2 protein-coding genes are annotated in these 886 nt (G+C 52.1%); both read left to right on the plus strand.

What is annotated here, in order from left to right:
* Positions 1 to 68: 68 nt before the first annotated feature.
* On the plus strand, positions 69 to 500 hold the full coding sequence (locus tag Q1A70_RS20160; RefSeq protein WP_299697646.1) for a hypothetical protein: 432 nt from the start codon (positions 69 to 71) through the stop codon (positions 498 to 500).
* Positions 500 to 886, plus strand: a 387-nt coding sequence (locus tag Q1A70_RS20165) for a hypothetical protein (RefSeq protein ID WP_299697644.1), incomplete at its 3' end; no start/stop codon positions are given. The genes Q1A70_RS20160 and Q1A70_RS20165, both read left to right, overlap by 1 nt.

Here is an 886-nt window from a genome sequence, read left to right on the forward strand (position 1 = left end):
CAGAGACAGACGCTCACATCAAACCAAAACCTCACTACCGACCGCGTAAGCAGCGTGGTGCTTCCTTGTTGGATTTTATTTTTTGGATGGGGCTTGCCGCTGCCGTGGTCGCGGGGGTTACAGCCTTAGCTTCCAGTGGTCAAAGTAAGTTGAGCGTGAATCAGACCGTGACTGAAGTGACGGAAATTCGTCAAGCGGTCAGTGCATGGGCGGGGGCGAGTGCTGATTTGACGGGGGTGAGCCTTTCTGAAATTTGTCAGGAAGGATATGGATACAGCAAGGCCGCTTGGTGCAGCGTCAATCAATTTGGGGGCACGTACAACGTGACGACGAACAGTAACCGCTCTTATGTGGACATCAGTATCAACGAAGTGGACGCGGAAAATACTATGGCGCTGGGCAACCAGTTAGCGCCTATTAGCGCTGAGCGTTGTCAACGTGCCGATGGTACCTGTAACAGCGTACAGGTCACAGGTACAACCGTCACTGTGACGTTGTAATGCGTCGGCAATCTGGCGTGTCGTTGTTGTCGTTTTTATTGAGCGCGGTACTCGTCAGCGCAACGTTGGCGGCCTCCGCCGTCATAGGGGCGCAGGCGTTAAGAGAGCGTGAGCAATATGAAGACTTTATGCAGGTTATACAATCAGTGTTCGTCAGCCTTGAGCACGCCATCCATGATGAGTGGGCAACCTCTGGGTGTCGCACCTTGGTGAATCCACCTTCTCTCACTGAGTTGGTTAATCAATACGGCGCATCCCCACAAATATTGACCACGCCTTACACGATCGATATCGACTATCGTACCTCGGCTGATGTGACTACCAGCGCAGGTATACGTATCACAGTAATACTGCCTGAAACGATGGACAGCACCTCATTGAGACAA

The sequence above is a fragment of the uncultured Vibrio sp. genome (assembly GCF_947488985.1).
Classification (GTDB): domain Bacteria; phylum Pseudomonadota; class Gammaproteobacteria; order Enterobacterales; family Vibrionaceae; genus Vibrio.